This is a genomic window from Rhizobium sp. N731 (genome assembly GCF_001664145.1).
Lineage (GTDB): Bacteria > Pseudomonadota > Alphaproteobacteria > Rhizobiales > Rhizobiaceae > Rhizobium > Rhizobium esperanzae.
Genome location: NZ_CP013605.1, coordinates 340,575 through 360,479, shown reverse-complemented (window position 1 = coordinate 360,479; position 19,905 = coordinate 340,575). Strand labels below are relative to the sequence as shown.

Annotated in this window: 15 protein-coding genes; 10 read left to right on the top strand and 5 right to left on the bottom strand. The window is 62.5% G+C overall.

Going from position 1 to position 19,905, the window contains the following annotated elements; translation table 11 throughout:
* Positions 1-50 precede the first annotated feature (50 nt).
* From AMK02_RS26920 to AMK02_RS26895, 6 genes are all read left to right on the top strand, one after another.
* Positions 51-902, top strand: coding sequence for a glycine betaine ABC transporter substrate-binding protein (locus AMK02_RS26920; protein WP_064807747.1), 852 nt, complete (start codon positions 51-53; stop codon positions 900-902).
* Between the two features lie 83 nt (positions 903-985).
* Positions 986-2,077 (top strand): quaternary amine ABC transporter ATP-binding protein, encoded by a 1,092-nt coding sequence (locus AMK02_RS26915; RefSeq protein WP_064807745.1) that lies wholly within the window; start codon positions 986-988, stop codon positions 2,075-2,077.
* A 20-nt stretch (positions 2,078-2,097) separates the two neighbouring features.
* Positions 2,098-2,946, top strand: a complete 849-nt coding sequence (locus AMK02_RS26910; RefSeq protein WP_064807743.1) for an ABC transporter permease — start codon at positions 2,098-2,100, stop codon at positions 2,944-2,946.
* Positions 2,943-3,794, top strand: a complete 852-nt coding sequence (locus tag AMK02_RS26905) for an ABC transporter permease (protein ID WP_064807741.1) — start codon at positions 2,943-2,945, stop codon at positions 3,792-3,794. Before AMK02_RS26910 ends, AMK02_RS26905 begins: the two co-directional genes overlap by 4 nt.
* Before the next feature lie 16 nt (positions 3,795-3,810).
* Positions 3,811-4,809 (top strand): 4-hydroxyproline epimerase, encoded by a 999-nt coding sequence (locus tag AMK02_RS26900; RefSeq protein WP_064807739.1) that lies wholly within the window; start codon positions 3,811-3,813, stop codon positions 4,807-4,809.
* Between the two features lie 29 nt (positions 4,810-4,838).
* Entirely contained in the window at positions 4,839-5,852 is a 1,014-nt protein-coding gene (locus AMK02_RS26895) for a GlxA family transcriptional regulator (protein WP_011428696.1), read from the top strand.
* 13 nt (positions 5,853-5,865) lie between these two features.
* On the opposite strand, the gene AMK02_RS26890 is transcribed toward AMK02_RS26895, so the two are convergent.
* The 3 genes from AMK02_RS26890 to AMK02_RS26880 are packed head-to-tail and all read right to left on the bottom strand — an operon-like array spanning position 5,866 to position 9,525.
* Positions 5,866-7,146: a M24 family metallopeptidase gene (locus tag AMK02_RS26890; RefSeq protein ID WP_064807737.1), complete on the bottom strand. Its 1,281-nt coding sequence runs from the start codon at positions 7,144-7,146 to the stop codon at positions 5,866-5,868.
* A gap of 47 nt (positions 7,147-7,193) precedes the next feature.
* On the bottom strand, positions 7,194-8,261 hold the full coding sequence (locus AMK02_RS26885; RefSeq protein ID WP_189637044.1) for a hybrid-cluster NAD(P)-dependent oxidoreductase: 1,068 nt from the start codon (positions 8,259-8,261) through the stop codon (positions 7,194-7,196).
* Between the two features lie 10 nt (positions 8,262-8,271).
* Complete coding sequence (locus AMK02_RS26880) at positions 8,272-9,525, bottom strand: aromatic ring-hydroxylating oxygenase subunit alpha (RefSeq protein ID WP_064807733.1); 1,254 nt, start codon at positions 9,523-9,525, stop codon at positions 8,272-8,274.
* Positions 9,526-9,633: 108 nt separating this feature from the next.
* Here AMK02_RS26880 and AMK02_RS26875 point away from each other — a divergent pair, with 108 nt between their 5' ends.
* Positions 9,634-10,521, top strand: a complete 888-nt coding sequence (locus tag AMK02_RS26875) for a LysR substrate-binding domain-containing protein (RefSeq protein ID WP_064807991.1) — start codon at positions 9,634-9,636, stop codon at positions 10,519-10,521.
* Here the strand turns inward: AMK02_RS26875 and AMK02_RS26870 are convergent, their stop codons facing one another.
* Both AMK02_RS26870 and AMK02_RS26865 read right to left on the bottom strand, forming a co-directional pair.
* The gene (locus tag AMK02_RS26870; protein WP_064807732.1) at positions 10,522-12,174 is read right to left on the bottom strand and encodes an acyltransferase; all 1,653 of its coding nucleotides are present in this window, start codon (positions 12,172-12,174) and stop codon (positions 10,522-10,524) included. It abuts the gene before it with no gap.
* Between the two features lie 66 nt (positions 12,175-12,240).
* Entirely contained in the window at positions 12,241-12,735 is a 495-nt protein-coding gene (locus tag AMK02_RS26865) for an Lrp/AsnC family transcriptional regulator (RefSeq protein ID WP_064807730.1), read from the bottom strand.
* A 172-nt stretch (positions 12,736-12,907) separates the two neighbouring features.
* On the opposite strand from AMK02_RS26865, the gene AMK02_RS26860 reads away from it, so the two are divergent.
* The 3 genes from AMK02_RS26860 (at position 12,908) to AMK02_RS26850 (ending at position 19,902) form a co-directional block, all read left to right on the top strand.
* The gene (locus AMK02_RS26860) at positions 12,908-13,114 is read left to right on the top strand and encodes a hypothetical protein (protein WP_064807728.1); all 207 of its coding nucleotides are present in this window, start codon (positions 12,908-12,910) and stop codon (positions 13,112-13,114) included.
* Positions 13,115-13,141: 27 nt separating this feature from the next.
* A complete protein-coding gene (gene putA / locus AMK02_RS26855) occupies positions 13,142-16,849 on the top strand; it encodes a trifunctional transcriptional regulator/proline dehydrogenase/L-glutamate gamma-semialdehyde dehydrogenase (protein WP_064807726.1) in 3,708 nt (1,235 codons plus the stop codon).
* Positions 16,850-17,361: 512 nt separating this feature from the next.
* On the top strand, positions 17,362-19,902 hold the full coding sequence (locus AMK02_RS26850) for a methyl-accepting chemotaxis protein (protein WP_064807724.1): 2,541 nt from the start codon (positions 17,362-17,364) through the stop codon (positions 19,900-19,902).
* Positions 19,903-19,905 lie beyond the last annotated feature (3 nt).

Sequence of the window (19,905 nt, the reverse complement as noted above, 5' to 3'; positions counted from 1 at the left end):
CCGTTCGCAGGCTTCAATGAGAATGGGAACGAAAACCAGGAGTAACAACAATGAAGACTTTGTGGAAGGCGCTTTGCGCCGCTGCGGTGATCGGGATGAGTATCCTGCCTGCCCGCGCGGAAGAGAAGACGATCACTCTGGGCACGATGGCATGGGAAGACCTGACCCCCATCACCGGTATCACCAAGAAGGTTCTTGAAGACGCCGGTTACACCGTGAAGGTCACCGAATTCTCCGAATGGGGCATTGCCTATGCCGCTCTTGCCAAGGGCGACATCCAGGCACTCACCTCGCAGACCGACTACGTCGCGCAAGATTATTGGGACAAGAACAAGAACCGCCTGGAGAAGATTTCTCCGGTGTCGCACGGCCTTTATCAGGGCGTGGCCGTTCCGAAATATGTTCCGATCGACTCGCTCGAACAGCTCAATGAAAACGCCGACAAGTTCGGCGGCAAGATCATCGGCATCGAACCGGGCGCCGGCCTGATGCGCGATACCGCGAATGCGGTCAAGGAATACGGCCTCAAGCTCCAGCTCGTCGAAGGCAGCACGGCTGCGATGACGGCGGCGCTGAAGTCTGCCTACGACCGCCAGGAATGGATTGCGGTGACGATCTGGGAACCGTCGTGGATGGTCCAGAAGTACGAGGTCAAGTACCTCAAGGATCCGAAGGGTGTCTTCCCGCCGCCGCAGAGCTACTACTGGATCGGCCACAAGGGCTTCTCGGAAGAATATCCGCATGCCCGTGAAGTCATGGCCAGCGTCTACGTGCCGATCGCCGACATCACCACCATCAACGGTGCAGTCAAGGACGGCAAGACCATGGACCAGGCCGTGCAGGATTGGATCGGCGCCCATGCCGACCTGATCAAGCGTTGGGAAAACATCAAGAAGAAGTGAGCACCTCCTGGCCGCCCGAGCCGTCGGGCGGCCATCTTGAAACCTAATGAGAAGCCAGCGCCATTGGCTCAAAGGGGATCGCCATGAAAACCGTCAATATCGATGCCAAGGATGTCCTGATCGATTGCCAATCCCTCTGGAAGGTCTTCGGAGGTAAGTCCGCTGCGGCGATGAAATCGATCAAGGAGCGCGGCCTCGGCAAGAAAGAGGTCCTGCAGGAGTTCAATTGCGTCGTCGGCGTCTCCAATGCGAGCATTCAGGTCCGGCGCGGCGAAATCTTCTGCATCATGGGGCTGTCGGGAAGCGGAAAATCGACGCTCATTCGCCTTCTCAACAAGCTGATTACGCCGAGTTCCGGCAAGGTTCTCGTCAAGGGGCGCGATCTCGCCAGCCTGTCGCCGGTCGATCTCCGGCAGATGCGCGCCAAGAATATCGGCATGGTGTTTCAAAGTGTCGCTTTGCTGCCGCACCGGACAGTTCTGGAAAATGCGGCCTTCGGCCTCGAGGTCCAGGGAATTGCAAAGGCGGAGCGAAACAAGACCGCCGCCGCCGCCCTCGAGAAAGTCGGCCTCGCCGACTGGCTGAGCCGTTATCCCAGCGAACTTTCCGGCGGCATGCAGCAGCGCGTCGGCCTTGCCCGCGCGCTCGCTTCCGATCCCGAGATCATTCTGATGGACGAACCGTTCAGCGCGCTCGATCCGCTGATCCGGCGCCAGCTTCAAGACGAATTCCGCCAGTTGACGAAAGCGCTCGGCAAGTCCGCCGTCTTCATCACCCATGATCTCGACGAAGCGATCCGCATCGGCGACCGCATCGCCATCATGAAGGACGGTGTCATCATCCAGACCGGCACGGCCGAGGAAATCATCCTCAACCCGGCCGACGCCTATGTCGCCGAGTTCGTCGCCGGCATATCCCGCCTGCATCTGATCAAGGCGCATTCGGTCATGCGCAGCGTTGCCGAATTCCAGCAGGGCGCTGCGAATTCGGATATCGCATCGCTGGCGCGCACGACGCCGGACGCCGACATCGACGAGCTCATCTCTTTGACGATGCAGTCGGACCGCGACGCCATCGCCGTGGTGGATAATGATCAGGTGGTCGGCGTGGTTACACCGCGCAGCCTCCTGATGGGCGTCAAGGGAACCTCCGCCCACGATCTGACGGCGGCGTGATCCCAACTGGAGGTATTGATATGGATACTTCAGCCTTCACCGACCTTTTCGACGAATGGACGGACTCCGCGCTCGAATGGGTGAGCGACAACGGGGAATTCCTGTTCGACTATATCAGACAGCTTCTTGAGGGTCTCTATGACGGGATCCTCTGGCTCTTGGAGCTTCCGCCGTTTTACGTGGTCGCCCTGATCGTGGCGCTGGTCGGCTGGCGGCTGGTCAATGTCTGGTTCGCACTCCTCAGCGGCGTCGCGCTGGCGCTCTGTTTTTCGATGGGGCTGTGGCCGGAGACGATGAGCACGCTGGCTCTGGTCCTGACTGCCACCACGATCGCCCTGGCGATCGGCATTCCGATCGGCATTGCCGCCGGCTTCTTCACGGCTCTCGATCACTTCATGGAGCCGGGCCTCGATCTCATCCAGACGCTTCCGCCATACATCTACCTGCTGCCGGCAATCGCTTTGCTCGGTTACGGGCCGGCGACGGCGCTGATCGCCACAGTGATCGTTGCCGTGCCGCCGGCCATCCGCCTGACGTCTCTTGGCATCCGCATGACGCCCAAGGAGTTCATCGAGCTCGGCGAGGCACTCGGGATGACGCCGGGGAAGATGTTTTTCAAGATTCGTCTTCCCTTTGCACTGCCGAGCATCATGGCGGGCATCAACCAGAGCCTGATGATGGCTTTCGGTATGGTTGTCATCGCCGGCATCGTCGGCTCCGGCGGGCTCGGAGAGACGATCTATGGCGCGATCAGGACGCTCGATATCGCGACCTCGATCAATGCCGCGATCGCAATCGTGGTACTAACCATGGTGATTGACCGGATAACCCAGAGTGCTGCCCGGCTGGGAACAGGGAGGAAGTCATGAATCCTGCGGACCTGCAGTTTTCGCCGGGCGCTTTCCTGGCCCCGGCCGTCGATTGGCTCAACACCAATCTTCATCCGCTGTTTGCGGCCATCAGCACCGTGGTCGAAACGGTCCTGTCGGCAATCGAGACGGCACTCCTCTTCGTGCCGCCTTATGCTCTAATCGCCATCATCGTCCTGCTGGCATTCTTCGCCGTCAGCCTGCGCGCCGCCATCCTCGCTGGCCTTTGTCTCGGCTTCTGCCTTCTTGTCGGGCTGTGGACGGCGTCGATGCAGACGCTTTCGCTGGTGACCGTCGCCGTCGCGATTTCCGTTCTCATCGCCTTCCCCATCGGCGTGCTTTGCTCGCGCTACAAGACATTGGAAGCTGTGGTGCGCCCGGTTCTCGACGTGATGCAGACCGTGCCGCCATGGGTCTATCTGATCCCTGCGGTGATGATCTTCAGCCTCGGGCGGGTGCCTGCCATCATCGCCACCATCGTCTACGGCATTCCGCCGATGCTGCGACTGACGACGCTGGCTTTCAACCAGGTACCGAAGGTGTTTATCGAGCTCGGCAGCGCCATCGGCGCGCCGCCCCGCTCGATTCTCTGGAAGATCGAAATTCCGCTCGCCAAGCAGACGCTGCTCGTCGGCCTCAATCAGTGCATCCTTCTGTCGCTTGCCATGGTCGTGCTCGCCGGCCTCGTCGGCGCGGGTGGTCTCGGCGCGGAAGTGACGCGGGGCCTGACGCGCATGGAGATGGGGCTCGGCCTGAGAGCAGGCCTGGCGATCGTCGCAGTCGCTCTTCTGCTCGATCGGCTGTCCCGCGGCCTGCTCGACCGCGGCAGTCTGCCGAAGGCGAGATGAGCAAGGAGATGGTGGAATGAGACACAGCTTCTTCTGCATCGACGCGCACACCTGCGGCAACCCTGTTCGTCTCGTCGCCGGCGGCGGCCCGTTGCTGCCGCATGCGCCGATCAGCGAGCGCCGGGAGATCTTCGTCCGTGACCATGACTGGGTGCGCAAGGCGCTGATGTTCGAGCCGCGCGGGCATGACATCATGTCGGGCTCGATCATCTATCCCGCCTATCGGCCCGATTGCGACTTCGCTGTCCTGTTCATCGAGGTGAGCGGCTGCCTGCCGATGTGCGGCGCCGGCACCATCGGCACCGTCACCGCCGCGATCGAGGAAGGGCTGGTCAAGCCGCGCGAGCCCGGAAAGGTCGCGATCGAGACGCCGGCGGGCAGGGTCGACGTCACCTATAAGGAGAAGGATGGATATGTCGATTCCGTCCGTCTCCACAACGTCGCGAGCTATCTCCATGACGCCGATGTCGCGGTGGATGTGCCCGGAATGGGCCGCCTGCGCGTCGATATTTCCTATGGCGGCAACTATTATGCAGTCGTCGAGCCACAGGAGAACTGGAGCGGACTCGACGGCATGAGCGCATCCGACATCGTCGGCTGCAGCCAGAAGCTCAGGACAGCGCTTGCCGATATCTGCAATCCCGTTCATCCCGACGATGCCAGGATATCGGGCGTGCATCACGCGATCTGGTGCGACCGGCCGGTGAACGACGTGTCGGACGGGCGCTGCGCGGTCTTTTATGGGGAAAAGGCCATCGATCGCTCGCCGGGCGGCACCGGCACCTCAGCGCGCATGGCGCAGCTGCATGGAAAGGGACGGCTTACCGTCGGATCGAGCTACCGTCATGAAAGTCTGATCGGAACCATCTTCGAGGGGCGGGTGGAGGCCGAGGCAAACGTCGGGCCTTATCGCGGCATTCTCCCAAGCATCGGAGGCTGGGCGCGGGTCATCGGCCACAACACCATTTTTGTTGACGACCGCGATCCGCTGGCGCACGGTTTTCAGATCAGATGAGCGCATTCAGGAACGGTGATGAGATGAATATGCGACCTGGGCAGCATCGGCAGGCAGATGGCGCCGCAAAACCCGCCGCCCGGCTTAAGGTTGGTTTCGTTCTGTCGCGGTCGTTCACGCTGTCCGCCTTTGCGCTGTTCGTGGATACGCTGCGGCTTGCCAGCGACGAGCAGGACCGTTCCGGAAGAGTGCTTGCCGACTGGCAGGTGATCGGCAGCACGCGGCACCTGATCACTTCGAGTTGCGGCGTCCAGGTCGCTCCGACGTCGGACTTCGTCGATCCCACACGTTTCGATTACATCGCCGTCGTCGGCGGCCTTCTGAGCGTGGAGAACCCCGTCGATCAGCAGACCATCACCTTCCTCAAGCAGGCGGATGCCAAGAAGGTGCCGCTGATCGGCGTATGCACCGGTACGTTCATCCTTGCCGCGGCGGGCCTGATGAAGCGGCATGAATCCTGCGTCAGCTGGCTGCATTACAAGGAATTTCGCGAGCGCTTTCCCGATCTCAGTGTTCGCTCCGACCGGCTCTTCAATCTCGATCGCCAGCGCGGATCCTGCGCCGGCGGCAGCAGCAGTGCCGATATGGCGGCGCTGCTGGTCAGGAAATACATCAGCCGCGATGCCGAACGAAACGCGCTTGAAGTGCTGCAGATCGAGAAGGCTCGCGCTCCGGCCGACATTCAGCCCCGGCGTCCGCTCTACGACGATTATGACGATGCCCGCGTCAAGGCGGCGATGATCACCATGGAGCAGTTCGTCGACGGCAGTATGCCGATCGAAAAGCTTGCCGCCATGGTCGGGCTATCCAGGCGCCAGCTGGAAAGAATCTTCATCGAGAAGACCGGTATGTCGCCCGCAAAGGCCTATAATCGTGTCCGCATGGAGCGGGCAAAATCGATCCTGGCCCAGTCGAAGGCGCCGCTGATCGAGATCGCGCTCGATGTCGGCTTCGAAAACGCCTCGCAATTCACGAGGACGTTCAAGCGCACATTCGGGCAGACGCCGTCGCAGCATCGCGCGGCCGCTGCGAGAGCGCACTGAACATAGCGACCGTTCAGATATCTTCCCACGGAAAGCTGTCCAGCCGCTCCGCGCCCGTCGCTGTGATCAGGGCCTGGGTCTCCAGCTTGATGCTTTCGGAGCCGGCCTCGGCGATCAGGCTTTCGACGTTCAGCACCATGCCTTCCTCGATGATGCCGCTGAAATCGGGATCGAAATCCGGATGCAGCAGCACCCCCGGCCACTCGTCCGCCATGCCCGTCCCGTGCAGGGCGAGCGTATAGCGATAAGGCTGGTATTTCTCCGGAATCCGCCACGACAATGCGTTGAATTCGCCGAATGTCATTCCTGGCCTGATGACGGAAAGATTGTGCTCGATCTGGTCCCTGGCTGCCGCGTAGAGCTCCTTCTGCTTGGCGTTCATGGCGACATGGCCTGCCGTCCATGAGCGCGAGAGATCGGCGCAATAGCCGTAGGGGCCGATCATGTCGGTATCGAAGGAGATCATCTCGCCGCGCTTGACGACATAGTCCGAACATTCCTGATACCAGGGATTGGTCCTCGGACCCGCGGTCAGCAGCTTGGTTTCGAGCCACTCGCCGCCGCTGCGCGCATTTTCGAAATGCAGTTCGGCCCAGATCTCCCGCTCGGTCCGGCCGGGCTCCGAAATTTCGTACATCCGCGCCATGCCTGCTTCGCAGACACGGATCGTCCACCGCATCAGCTCGATCTCCTCGGCGCTCTTGATCGATCGCGCCCGTTCGGCCAGTTCCTGGCCGTCGAGCAGCGTCAATCCGCGTTCCCTGAGTTCGATAGCGCCTGCCGGCTCGAGCCGGTCCACCGCGATGCGCCTGTTGCCGCCATTGCCGGTGACGAGGGCGGCGATCTCGTCGGCCCAGGCTTTCATCCGGGGCTCCGTGAGGTTTCCTGCCGTGAAGAATATCCACGACTTCGCCGTCCGGATTTCGTCGATGCCGGGCAGCCCGTCATTGACGTGTTCGGCGCCTTCGAATTCGAAGAGGATTGCCGGACCGTCGGTGAGGATCAGGGCGTAGCGCGACGGATTGTGCATCGTCCAGATGCTCATGTTCGAGGAATCAAAAGCGTATCGGATGTTGACGGGATCGTAGAGCAGCAGGGCGCCGCAGTCCCACTCGCGCATCTTCAGGCGCAGCCGCTCCAGCCGGTAGCGGCGCGCCCGGTCGAGCGTTGCGGCCGGCACGGGGCTGATGAGGGGCCGGTCGGCTCCCTCGGGATTGAGATAGGCCTGCTTTCTCTCGTCCTTGAAAACCGTCGAGCCGGACGGCTCGGCGGAACAGCTTTCGTCTCGCAGCATCCGAGTCGATCCTTCTTGTCCGTGAATGGCGTGGGGTGAGCGAGCGCTCAGCGCTCGATGACGAGATCGCTGAGCGGCTTGGAGCAGCAGGGCAGGAAGAAACCGGCGTCGATTTCGCGTTGCCGGATTCCGCCATTATGGCTCATCTCCACCGAGCCGGAGACGAGCTTCGACTTGCAGGTCCCGCAGACCCCGTTCGAACACGAGGAGGGCAGGCGGACGCTGCCTTTCTTTGCGGCTGAAAGCACGGTCTGGTCTGACGGGACTTCCAACGTCTTCTTCTGTTTCGAGAATTCGACCTGGAAAGTCCTTGCCGTCGGCTGTGCTTCGACGTCGAGGACCGGCTCGTCGATGACCGCGGCGTCGAAGCTCTCTTCGATATAGTTTTCTGCCGGCACGCCGAGAGCGGCCGTGATCGAACGCGCCGCCGCCATGAACGGCGCGGGACCGCAGCACATGACGATGCGTTCGGCGATGTCGGGGACGGCAAGCTTGAGGAATTCCGGCGAGATCCGGCCGGTCAGCCCTGGCCATGATAATTCTCCGGCGACCGTCTCGGGAAGAAACTGGAGACGCAGTCCCTTCATCCTCGCTGCGAGCCCCGAAAGGTCCTGGCGAAAGATCAGATCGGCAGGGGTTCTCGCCGCGTGCAGGAAGACGATGTCCGACACTTCGTAGCGGTCTGCCAGATCACGCGTGATCGACATCACAGGCGTGATGCCCGAACCTCCGGAGAGGAGCAGAAGCTTGATCTTATCGCCCTTGGGCCGGATGAAATGACCAAGCGGTCCCTGACCCTTGACGGTCATGCCTGGCGCCATGTGGTCGTGGAGCCAGTTCGATATCCTGCCGCCTGGCACACGCTTGACCGTCACCGTAAAGGCGTTCGTTCGATGGGGCGACGACGAGATGCTGTAGCAGCGCGCCTCGCCATCCGAACCCGTGGGGAGGTCGAACAGAAAGTACTGGCCGGCATCGAAGTGGAACTGCTTGCCTTCGGGCGACGCGAACGTGAAGCTTTTCACGTCATGCGTCTCCTGATGGACGTCGAGACAGACGAGAGTCTCGTCGGTCTCAGGGTCCCAGACCTGCTGCGCGCTCTGAGCTAGACGCATGGAAGTGAGATCAATACCCATGAGCGCGCATCCGGTCGATGTACCAGGAGGCGAACTTGTCGAGGTTCGTCTCGGAGAAGCGGGAATAGGGGCCCGGCTGATAGGCGGGATCGAGAGCGCCGGCATGGGAACGGGCGACGAGGTCGGCGTCCTGGTCCGTCGTTGCGATCCAGACATCCGTCAGCTTGTCGAGGTCGTAATCGACCCCTTCGACGGCGTCCTTGTGCACCAGCCACTTGGTCCTGACCAGCGTCTTGCCTGCCGAGAGCGGAATGACGGTTGCCACGACCGCATGGTCGCCCATGAAGTGGTTCCAGCTGTTATGACCCCACAGATGCGTGTCGCCGAGATCCTTGCGGGTCATCTGCCCGAGCAGCTTGGAGGATGCAGCGGTGGCGTCATGGGTCTGGGACTCGCCGGCGCCTGCTATGATCAGCCGCTGTGTGCGGAAGTTTGTGGCGCAGTCGGTAAGCTGCTCGATGGCAGCCGAGGGGAAACCGTCGGCCTCCCAAGCCTGCGTGCGTTCCTCGTAAAGCCGGAAATGCTCCTCCGCCTGCTCACGGTCTTCCGGGCTTAGCGTTTCCGGATCGAAGCCGAAGTCGAGATCGACGAAGGAGACGCAGAGCTCCGGGTGGTTGGCGGAGCAATGGTAGCATTCGCGATTGTTTTCCATCGTCAGCTTCCAGTTGCCGTCCTCGATGACATCGGTCTGGTGAGCGATCTTGGCGTTGCGGATGTCGTAGGGAGCGAGGCGCTCGACCATCGCCTGTTCGAGGCCGGCAATATCCTCGGGCGGATTGTCGGAGAGGCAGACGTAGATCAGGCCGCCGATCGATTTGAAGATGACCGGCTTCAGGCCGCGACAGTCCTTGTCGAAATCCTTGCCCATATGAGGGGCGTAGCTGAGTTCGCCGGTCAGTTCATAGGTCCAGGTGTGGTAGGGACAGACGAGCTTCGAAACGATCGTCTTGCCCGCATCGAGAAGGCGGGAGCCGCGATGGCGGCAGACATTGTGCAGCACGCGGATTTCGCCTTCGTCGTCGCGCAGCAGGATCAGGCTCGTCTTGCCGATATCGATCACCGTGGCGTCGCCCGGCTCGGGAACGTCACAGTCGAGGCCGACGCAGATCCAGTGCTTGTGGAAGAAGACGTCGACATCCGCTTCGAACACGTCTTCGCGGATATAGAGGCCGGCCGGCAGCGAATGGCCTTCCGCGCGGGAGTCGAGCAGCGCCGAAATGGAAGAAGGAAGCCTGTTTAGCATGAGAACCTCTTATGTGAGAGTTTCCCTAGATTGCGCTTGCAGCACTTGTCTTTCAACGGCATAAAAAATCACGCTCGCATAATATTTTCTCATGTGATGGATTTCGAGATGCAGTTTCGAAGACGGCTTCCATCGCTGACGGCGCTGGTGACGCTGGAAGCGGTGCTGCGCCGGAAAAGCTTCACCACGGCTGCCAGCGAACTCGGCGTCACCCAAGCGGCCGTCAGCAGGCAGATCGCCGCCTTGGAGGAGGAACTCGGGCAGCCGCTCTTCCTGCGCAAGCACCGGGCGATCGAGCCGACGGCGGCCTGCGTCAGCCTCGGCGCGACGCTGGCCAAGAGTTTCGCCGATATCGCCGAGAGCGTAGAGGCGATCCAGTCGCGCAGCCAGGACGTGGTGACGATCGGCGCTACAGTCGCCTTCTCCTCCTTCTGGCTGCTGCCGCGGCTTGCCGAATTCCGCCGGGCCAATCCCGGTATTCTGGTGCGGGTGATATCCCAGGATAATCCGATCACTCTTGATGGCGGAGAGATCGACGTGGCGATCCGGTACGGCGTGCCTCCCTTCAGCGACGGAACCGTCATTGCCTCGCGCGGCGACGTCGTCTGCCCGGTCTGCTCGCCCGACCATCTCAAGCGCCGGGGAGATGGCCCGCTCGGCTCCGCCGATGAATTCATCGAAACGGATGTGGTCGATCGTTCCTGGTATGGCTGGGCGCAATGGGTGTCGCTGACCGGCGGCAATATCGAGGTCAAGCCGTCGCTTCGCTTCAATCACTACACCGAAAGCATCGCGGCGGCGCGCGCGGGGCAGGGGATCGCTCTTGGATGGCGCATGCTGATAGGCACCTTTCTGGAGGACGGAACCCTGGTGCCCACCTCGCAAACCGAGCTTGCAGCCGAAGGCCGCTACAACGTGATCGTGCCGATCAAAGCCAAGCGTAGCCATGCGAGCGATCTCGCCGCCGCCTGGCTGACGGCCTCGCTGCACGGCTGATCAGAGGCCGAGCCCCGGAGTTGACGTCCGGTGAACCCCCTTGGGGACAAAGGCGAACTGGTCCGCGAGGCCGAGGAAATCGGCCGCCAGGTGAATGACCGAAAGCCACATCTCCGTTCCCTGCAGGCTCGCTTCGCCGCCGTCGGCGAACGGGAAACCTTCGCCATCCCGCCATCTGTCGAGCGCCCTGGAGATCAGGCCGCGCGCGATCGCCTCGCCGTCGGTCTGGCGATAATCGGTCTGCCGCCCGATCAGCAGCAGCGGATGGATCGTATCGAGCAGGTTGCAGGCATTGTATTTCTCGGCAACGAAGCCTTTGTGGTTGCGGTAATTCAGGTGAACCGTCTCGATCGCTGCATGCGGATGCGGAAGCGGCATGCCGAACTGTGCATAGGTCCCGCGCGTCAGGCGATAGAAGCCGTTCACCGGCTGGAGCCATCCTTCCGCCACCGTCGGCTCGCCCCAGAGGCCGGAGACGCTGCCGGCATTGCGGTTCAGCCACTCGAAGAGCGCCTGCCGTGGCCCTTTGATGCCGAAATGCCTAGCGTTGAAGTACATGGCGGTTCCGATGGCATCGACGACGCTGCCGGCGTGCCACGCCCGGCTCGACCAGGGCAGGGCGTTCAGCCATTGCTCCAGCTCTTCGGCGTCGAGCTGCACCGCCTGGATCGGGTGCCGTGGCCCGGAGCCAAGCAGTTCAAGCGCATAGCCGACCGAAAGCACGTTGTAGAGTGCCTTCGGATCCTCCCGCAACGCCCGGCCATGCCCGGGCGAATGTTCTTCCGGGAAAAGGCCGGTCTCCCGATCCTGCAGGCCCTGGAGACGCTCGACGGTCTGCGACAGATCGAATCCGGGCGGCAGATGCCCGAAGCCGGCCGCAATCTCGATGGCATCGCAGAGATGCCGGATCGCCGGGCGCCTGACGCCGTCCGCTTCCAGCGATTCATAGCCTTCGGGTGTTTTCCAACGGCCAAGAATATCGGGCCATTGCTCTTTCGCCTTCTGCCCGAGCCTGCCCAATTGATCTTCGATCTCTCCAGTGCCGGATTTCCTGGAAGATGCCCCCCGGCTCCGCAGCACTTTTGCCGGTACACCGCCGGCAATCGCTAGCGCAGGAATGTCTTGCGTGACCACCGCTCCGGCGGCGATCACGGCGCCGTTGCCGATCGTGACGCCATCGAGGATCACGCAATTGGCGCCGATCCAGACATCGTCGCCGATGACGATGCCGAGGCTGACGACGCCCTGGCGATGGATGGGCCGATCGGGATCGTCGAAGCCATGATTGAAGCCGACAATCGATGCATGCGAGGCAATCCGCACGCCATTACCGCAGGTCACCTTGCCGGAAACGCAGGCAAAAGGATTGACGCTGCAATCGTCGCCGAGGACCACGTCGCCCCGCACGAGCGCGTGCCCGGCAATCCAGGACCGCTCGCCCATTGTCAGGCTTTCGGTGAAAACCGCCGCATGTTCGGCGATATAGGACGTCGCGGCCAATTCAGCGCCGCATGATCGCCGAAGCTCAGCCTTGCGGGCGAGATGGGCAGGATGATCTAGGTCCGACGCACTGCGTTGCCAGGGAAGGTATTGCAGCCGGCGCGCTTCCCTCTGTTCGCTCGCCGAGCCTTGCGGACTATTGGCCTGATCCATTTTGACCCTCACCTGCGCTTCAGTGGCCGAATATTGGCTTGGCGTAACTGTCGGCAACCCCGCCGTTCACGAAAGGCTCGACCCGAATTTGTCCCAGCCTTCCTTGATCGTCTCCATCGCGACATTGGTCGAAGTGTTGGCCACATGCGGCAGCGTCGAGATGCGTTCGCCGAGGACGCGGCGGTAGCGGCCGATATCGCGGGTGCGGATCTTCAGGAGATAGTCGAACCGGCCGGCGATCATGTGGCACTCTTCGACTTCTCTGATCTTTTTGATGGCCTCGTTGAAGCTCTTCAGCGCATCCTCACGGGTATCGGAAAGTTTCACTTCGACGAAAGCGATGTGGTCGAGCTGCATTTTCGCGGGGTTGAGGACGGCTTTGAAGCCTTCGATATAGCCGTCGTTGATCAGCCGCTTGAAGCGGATCTGGCAAGGCGTCTTCGAAAGCCCGACGCGCGCCGCGAGATCGGTGATCGACAGCCTACCATTCTCGGCCAGCGCCGCGAGGATCTTTCTGTCGAACTGGTCCAAATCACTAAATGTCTCGGTTTCTGTGGACATATGAACCCTTGGCGATCGTTTTATAAGTTCATACAGCTTAAAAATGGCTAAGATCAAGTGAGATCGCGATTTGCGGCTGTGATAGATTGTGCGTCGGCAAATGGGAGGAAGGCGTGAGCGTCTGGCGCATTGCCGGGATCGGCAGCGGCGCCGCACCACAGGGGGATCATGGATGCACGGGAAACAAATCGATGACGATCAGAAGCCGGACTTGCTCGTTCACTACAGGCCGGTGGCGATAAGAGCGGTTGCGGCCGCATTCACCCTCAAGCGCGACAAGTCGGAGGCGCGCCCGCTTCGCGAGACGGAATATTCCGGTCCCGCTTTTCTGGATGATGCACTCTGGGATGACGAGCCAGGTGTTCCATTTATCCGCTAAACAGATTTTGATTGAACAGGGACTCCCATGTTGAACGCAGCGATCGACCCCGCATCCTCCAAAGAACCCGCCGGCGGCGTGCCGTTCGCCGCCTTTGCCCCGCCGATCCGGCCGCAATCGGACCTTCGCCAGGCCATCACATCAGCCTACCGCCGACCGGAAACCGAATGCCTGCCGCCGCTCGTTGCGGCAGCGCGCGTTTCCGAGGCGAAGCGCTATGACATCCGCAGCACCGCCCGCACGCTGATCGAGGCGCTGCGCGCCAAGCACAAGGGCACCGGCGTCGAAGGACTGGTGCAGGAATATTCGCTTTCCAGCCAGGAAGGCGTCGCGCTGATGTGCCTTGCCGAGGCACTGCTGCGCATTCCCGATACGGATACACGCGACGCGCTGATCCGCGACAAGATCGCCGAGGGTAACTGGACCTCGCATATCGGCGGCGGCAAATCGATGTTCGTCAACGCCGCCACCTGGGGTCTCGTCGTCACCGGCAAGCTGACCTCGACGGTCAACGACCGCAGCCTGTCGGCGGCGCTGACGCGGCTGATCGCGCGCGCCGGCGAGCCGGTCATCCGCCGCGGCGTCGATATGGCGATGCGCATGATGGGCGAGCAGTTCGTCACCGGCGAAACGATCGAGGAGGCGCTGAAGCGCGCTCGTCCGCTGGAGGCCAAGGGCTTCCGCTATTCCTACGACATGCTGGGCGAGGCGGCGACGACCGCAGCAGACGCCGAGCGCTATTTCAAGGATTACGAGAAGGCGATCCATGCCATCGGCAAGGCGGCGGCTGGGCGCGGCATCTACGACGGCCCGGGCATTTCGATCAAGCTTTCGGCTCTGCACCCGCGTTATGTGAGAGCGCAGGCCGACCGGGTGATGAGCGAGCTGCTGCCGAAGGTCAAGGCGCTCGCCGTTCTGGCCAAGAGCTATGATATCGGCCTCAATATCGATGCCGAGGAAGCCGACCGGCTGGAGCTGTCGCTCGATCTTCTCGAAGAACTCTGCTTTGCTCCGGAACTTTCCGGCTGGAACGGGCTCGGCTTCGTGGTGCAGGCCTATGGCAAGCGCTGCCCCTTCGTGCTCGACTATATCATCGATCTCGCCCGCCGCTCCGGGCGCCGGATGATGGTGCGTCTCGTCAAGGGCGCCTATTGGGATGCGGAGATCAAGCGCGCCCAGCTGGATGGTCTCGACGACTATCCGGTCTATACCCGCAAGATCTATACGGACGTCGCCTACATCGCCTGCGCACGCAAGCTGCTTGCCGCCGCCGATGCCGTTTTCCCGCAGTTCGCCACCCACAATGCGCAGACGCTGGCTGCGATCTATCATCTCGCAGGGCCTGATTTCGCGGTCGGCAAATACGAATTCCAGTGCCTGCACGGGATGGGCGAACCGCTCTATGACGAGGTCGTCGGCAAGGAAAAGCTCGACCGGCCCTGCCGCATCTATGCGCCTGTCGGAACGCATGAGACGCTGCTCGCCTATCTCGTTCGCCGCCTTCTCGAAAACGGCGCCAATTCCTCCTTCGTGCACCGCATCTCCGATCCGAACGTCTCGGTCGAGGCGCTGATCGCCGATCCCGCTGAGACCGTCGCGGCCATGCCCGTCGTCGGCGCCCCGCATGTGCAGATCGCGGCGCCCAAGGCTCTTTACGGCAACGCACGCGCCAATTCGAGCGGCCTCGATCTCTCGAGCGAAATCACGCTTTCGGACCTGGCGGAGACGCTTGCCTCCACGGCTGTCGCGCCCTGGCATGCGCTTCCGATCCTCGCTGACGGCTCCACGGAGGGCGTGACGCGCGATGTCCCCAATCCCGCCGATCACGGCGACGTCGTCGGCACGGTGACCGAGCTGAAGGTCGAGGAAGCCGCCCGTATCGTTGCGATGGCGGCCGAATATGCGCCGCAATGGGCGGCTGTGCCGCCGGCAGAGCGCGCCGCCTGCCTCGATCGGGCGGCCGATATCATGCAGGCCCGCATCAAGGTGCTGATGGGCATCATCATACGCGAAGCCGGCAAATCCGCCGCCAACGCGGTCGGTGAAGTACGCGAAGCGGTCGATTTCCTGCGCTATTACGCCGATCAGGCGCGCAAGACTCTCGGCCCGTCGCATCTGCCGCTCGGCCCGATCGTCTGCATCAGCCCGTGGAATTTCCCGCTGGCGATTTTCACCGGCCAGGTTGCTGCAGCCCTCGTCGCCGGCAATCCGGTGCTGGCGAAGCCGGCCGGCGTGACGCCGATCATCGCCTCGGAGAGCGTCAAGATCCTCCACGAAGCAGGTGTGCCGGTCGGCGCGCTGCAATTCGTGCCCGGCAGCGGCCGCCTCGGCGCGGGCATGGTCGGAGCGCAGGAAACGGCCGGCGTCATGTTCACCGGCTCGACCGAGGTCGCGCGCATGATCCAGGCGCAACTTGCCGAGCGCCTGTCAGCGACCGGCAAACCGATCCCGCTGATTGCCGAAACCGGCGGCCAGAACGGCATGATCGTCGATTCCTCCGCACTGGCCGAACAGGTCGTGGCCGACGTCGTGACATCGGCTTTCGACAGCGCCGGCCAGCGCTGCTCGGCGTTGCGCGTTCTCTGCCTGCAGGACGACGTCGCCGACAGGACGCTCGCCATGCTGAAGGGCGCTTTCCGTGAATTGACGATCGGCCGCACCGATCGGCTGAGCATCGATGTCGGGCCAGTCATCAACGACGGCGCCAAGGCGGAAATCGACCAGCATATCGAAGCGATGCGCGGGGCCGGCCGCAAGGTGGAGCAGCTGCCGCTGCCGCAAAGCGCAGCAAAAGGCACCTTCGTTCCGCCGACGATCATCGAGATCAAGTCGCTTTCGGACCTGACGAAGGAGGTCTTCGGTCCGGTCCTGCATGTTGTCCGCTTCAAGCGGAACGGCCTCGATCGGCTGATCGACGATATCAACGCCTCGGGCTACGGCCTCACATTCGGGCTTCACACCCGGCTCGACGAAACGATTGCCCATGTGACGAGCCGCATCAAGGCCGGCAACCTCTACGTTAACCGCAACATCATCGGCGCGGTCGTCGGCGTGCAGCCTTTCGGCGGTCGCGGCCTGTCGGGAACCGGCCCGAAGGCCGGCGGTCCGCTCTATATCGGCCGGCTGGTGCAGCGCGCGCCAGTGCCGCCGCAGCAGGATTCCGTTCATACCGACCTCGCCCTTCGCGATTACATCGTCTGGCTCGACAAGAAAGGCTTGACGGCGGAAGGGGAGGTGGCGCGCGGCTATGCGAGCCGCTCGGCGCTCGGCCTCGAACGTGAGCTCACCGGCCCCGTCGGCGAACGCAATCTCTACGCGCTCCATCCTCGCGGCCGCATCCTGCTCGTTCCGCAGACGGAAGGGGGGCTGCATCGCCAGGTCGCCGCCGCCCTTTCCACAGGCAACCACGTCGTCGTCGACGCGGGTTCGATATCGAAGTCGGTTCTGGCGGATCTTCCGGCGGCTGTGGCCGGCCGCCTTTCCTGGACATCGGATTGGGAAAAGGACGGGCCGTTTTCCGGTGCGCTCGTCGAAGGAGATCGCGACAGAGTTCTTGCCGTCAACCGGAAGATCGCCGCGCTGCCCGGTCCGCTTCTCTTGGTTCAGGCCGCGACGAGCGAGGAACTGGCGAGCGACCCGGAAGCCTATTGCCTCAACTGGCTGCTGGAGGAAGTGTCGACCTCGATCAACACCGCCGCTGCCGGCGGCAATGCCAGCCTGATGGCGATCGGCTGAGTGGGCAGGGTGAGCGCGGAAATATGCGCTCTCCCGGCCTCCGGCCCAAGGCTACAACTCCTCTTTCGTCATGCTCTGGCTTGTTCCATGGCTGTCCGATTCGCGTTGCGATTGCCCCTCACCCTCACCCTCTCCCCGTTCTGTCGGGGAGAGGGGACGTGCACTACGAGACGCTGTGAGGGAACGGAGAGGCTGCGGCATATCCCCTTCGCCCCGTTTACGGGGAGAAGGTGCCGGGGCTGGTTTCGTCGATCTCCGGTGTCGGGATGTCGCCTGAGATTGAACTCCTGCTCGTGTCTCAATTCGCAGGAAGCGTCTGCAGTGGCACAAGGCCGAGGATGACGTCGAGTAAAGAGCGAGGTTTATCAGCGAGCCTGAGGAGGCAGAAAAATGGAGCCTCGGTTACGCATTTGGCGACTCCGAACGAACTCGACACTATTGACCATTTTTTTAGCAGTTGCGGCTATCGTCGCGCCATCAGGCGTGACCATTCCTGGGGGCGGGGCTTTCTTATGGCATTGATTGATCGACTGTTGCAGCGTATGCGGATCGTCACGAAGGTTCTCTTCTTCGTGGTGCCTCTGATCGTCCTCATAGCGGGCATCGGGCTTTTCGGCTATTTCACCGCCGGCACGCTCAAGGGCCAGATGACCCTGACGCGGCAGACGATCGACACGCTTTCCAGTTTCCAGCAGCTCAGATCCTCGCTGACGGCCTTTACCGATCTTCCGACGGCGGCCACGCGCGACCGGCTGATCGCCGGCATCTCGGATCAGGAGAAGGGGGCTGCGACGCTCGATGCCATGCTGATCGATCCGTCGCAGAAGCAGCAGATCTCGGCGGTGCGCGACCTCGGCGGCAAGATGCAGGGTAGCGCCGACGCGCTCTGGGCCGTGGCACAGGAGCGCACGAATACCGAACAGGCGATCGATCAGGCTGTGGCGCAGCTTTTCAAGGAAAGCCAGACCGCCCGCAAGCAGCTCGACGTCCTTCAGGATCAGGCGAACGGAAAGGAAGCCTTCGTCCGGGCGCTTCTTCTCGATGCCTCCGCCTACAAGACTATCGCCCAGCGCATTGCAAAATTGCGCAAGGCAACAGCGCAGGCGACTGCCCCCGCCGATATCGCCGGCGCTCTCGGCAGCCTCCTGCCGCCGCTGGTCAAGGAGGTCGGCGGCAGCGCCGCAGTCGCCTCCGACAAGGCCCAAAGCCAGATTGCCGCGCTGAAGCCGGTGCTGGACAAGCTCGCGGCGATGGCCAAGGACAGCGCCAACCTAACGCTCGAGGGCTATGCTCCGGTCGACCAGGATCTGCAAGGCGTCGAGGAGACGTTCGTCAAGCTCGCCTCAGGCAATGCCGATACCGCAATCGAGCGTTTTGTCGGCATGGATGCGAACATCGGCACGCTTCGCTCAATGGTGGCGATCGTCAGCACCGCTTTCAAATCGATCGACGATCTGCGCCTGCACCTGAGTGAACTGAACAGACGGGTCGATACCGAAGCCCGGGACGCCGTTCTCGCCGATCTCAAGGCGCTGCGCGAAAGCGCTGCACAGCTCGTACCCTTGAGCGGTAAAAATGCCGCCTTGCAGGACCTTGCGAAGAAGATCGAGCCATCCCTCGCCACGATCGAAAAGGACACGTCGCTGCTGATATCGGTCGCAGACCGGTGGCGGGCAGAGAGGGGGGCGGCAACCGAACTCGTGGCCGCTGCAAGCCATACTCTGGAGCAATTCGTCAGCACTGCGCAGGAGAGCGGCAAGGACATCAGCCAGCGTTCGGCCACGATGTCGCTCGCGGCGATGATTGCCGGCACGGTGCTTGCGATCATTGGCGGCCTCATGCTGATCGAAACGCTACGCGGACCGCTGAAGCGGATCACCCAGACGATGACGAGACTTGCCGCCGGCGATCTCAACGTGCCGATCGGCGACGGCAAGCGTGGCGACGAGATCGGTGATATGATCCGGTCCGTGACCGTCTTCCGCGACCAGGCGCTCGAAAAGACAAGGCTCGAAGAGGTCGCTGAAACGAACAGGGCGCGCGACGAACAGGAACAGGCCCGCCGCGCCGCCGAGCAGGCGCGCATCGAAGCCGAGCAGAGCGAGGCCCTGGACGCACTGTCCGACATGCTCGGCAAACTTGCCGACGGCAACCTCGCCGCCGTGATGAGCGAGGAACTGGCTGCCGATTATGTCGCAATGGCCAGGACCTACAACCAGGCGATCGATGCGCTTCGCCGCACACTCGCCGAGGTTCGCAACACCACCTACGAAATCGCCGAGGGCAGCACCAATCTTTCGGGTGCGGCCGACGATCTGGCGCGGCGCACGGAACAGCAGGCGGCCGCTCTCGAAGACAGTTCACGTGTGCTTGGCGAACTCACCGCCAGCGTGCGCACGACGGCGGAAAACGCCCACCAGACCTCGCTTTCCGTCGCCGAGGCGCATCGGCAGGCGGAGCATTCCGCTGCCGTCGTCGCCAAGGCCGTTGACGCCATGGACGCCATCAACCGTTCGTCGGACAAGGTCTCCAGCATTATCGGTGTGATCGACGAGATCGCCTTCCAGACCAATCTTCTCGCCCTCAATGCCGGCGTCGAGGCGGCGCGGGCAGGTGAGGCGGGCAGAGGTTTTGCCGTCGTGGCCCAGGAGGTGCGCGAGCTTGCGCAGCGGTGCGCCAAGGCTGCCCGCGAAATCAAGGATCTCATCTCCAACAGCGCATCGCAGGTTGGCACCGGCGTCAGGCTCGTCGAGGAGACCGGCCAGGCGCTTTCGGCGATCATGGAGCATTTTACCTCCATCAACGGGCTGGTGCAGGTCATCTCGACGGCCACCAGCACGCAGTACAAAGGCATCGACGAGGTCAACAGCGCCGTCCGCGACATTGAGCATATCACGCAGCACAATGCCGCCATGGTGGAGGAAAACACCGCCGAAATTCACAGGCTTCGGCAGCAGGTGGAACTGCTGAATGAACGGATCTCCCGCTTTCAAACCGCCGACGGCCGCAGGGCTTCCTCTGCCGTGAGCCCGCGGATGGCCGTGGCCTCTTGAGTG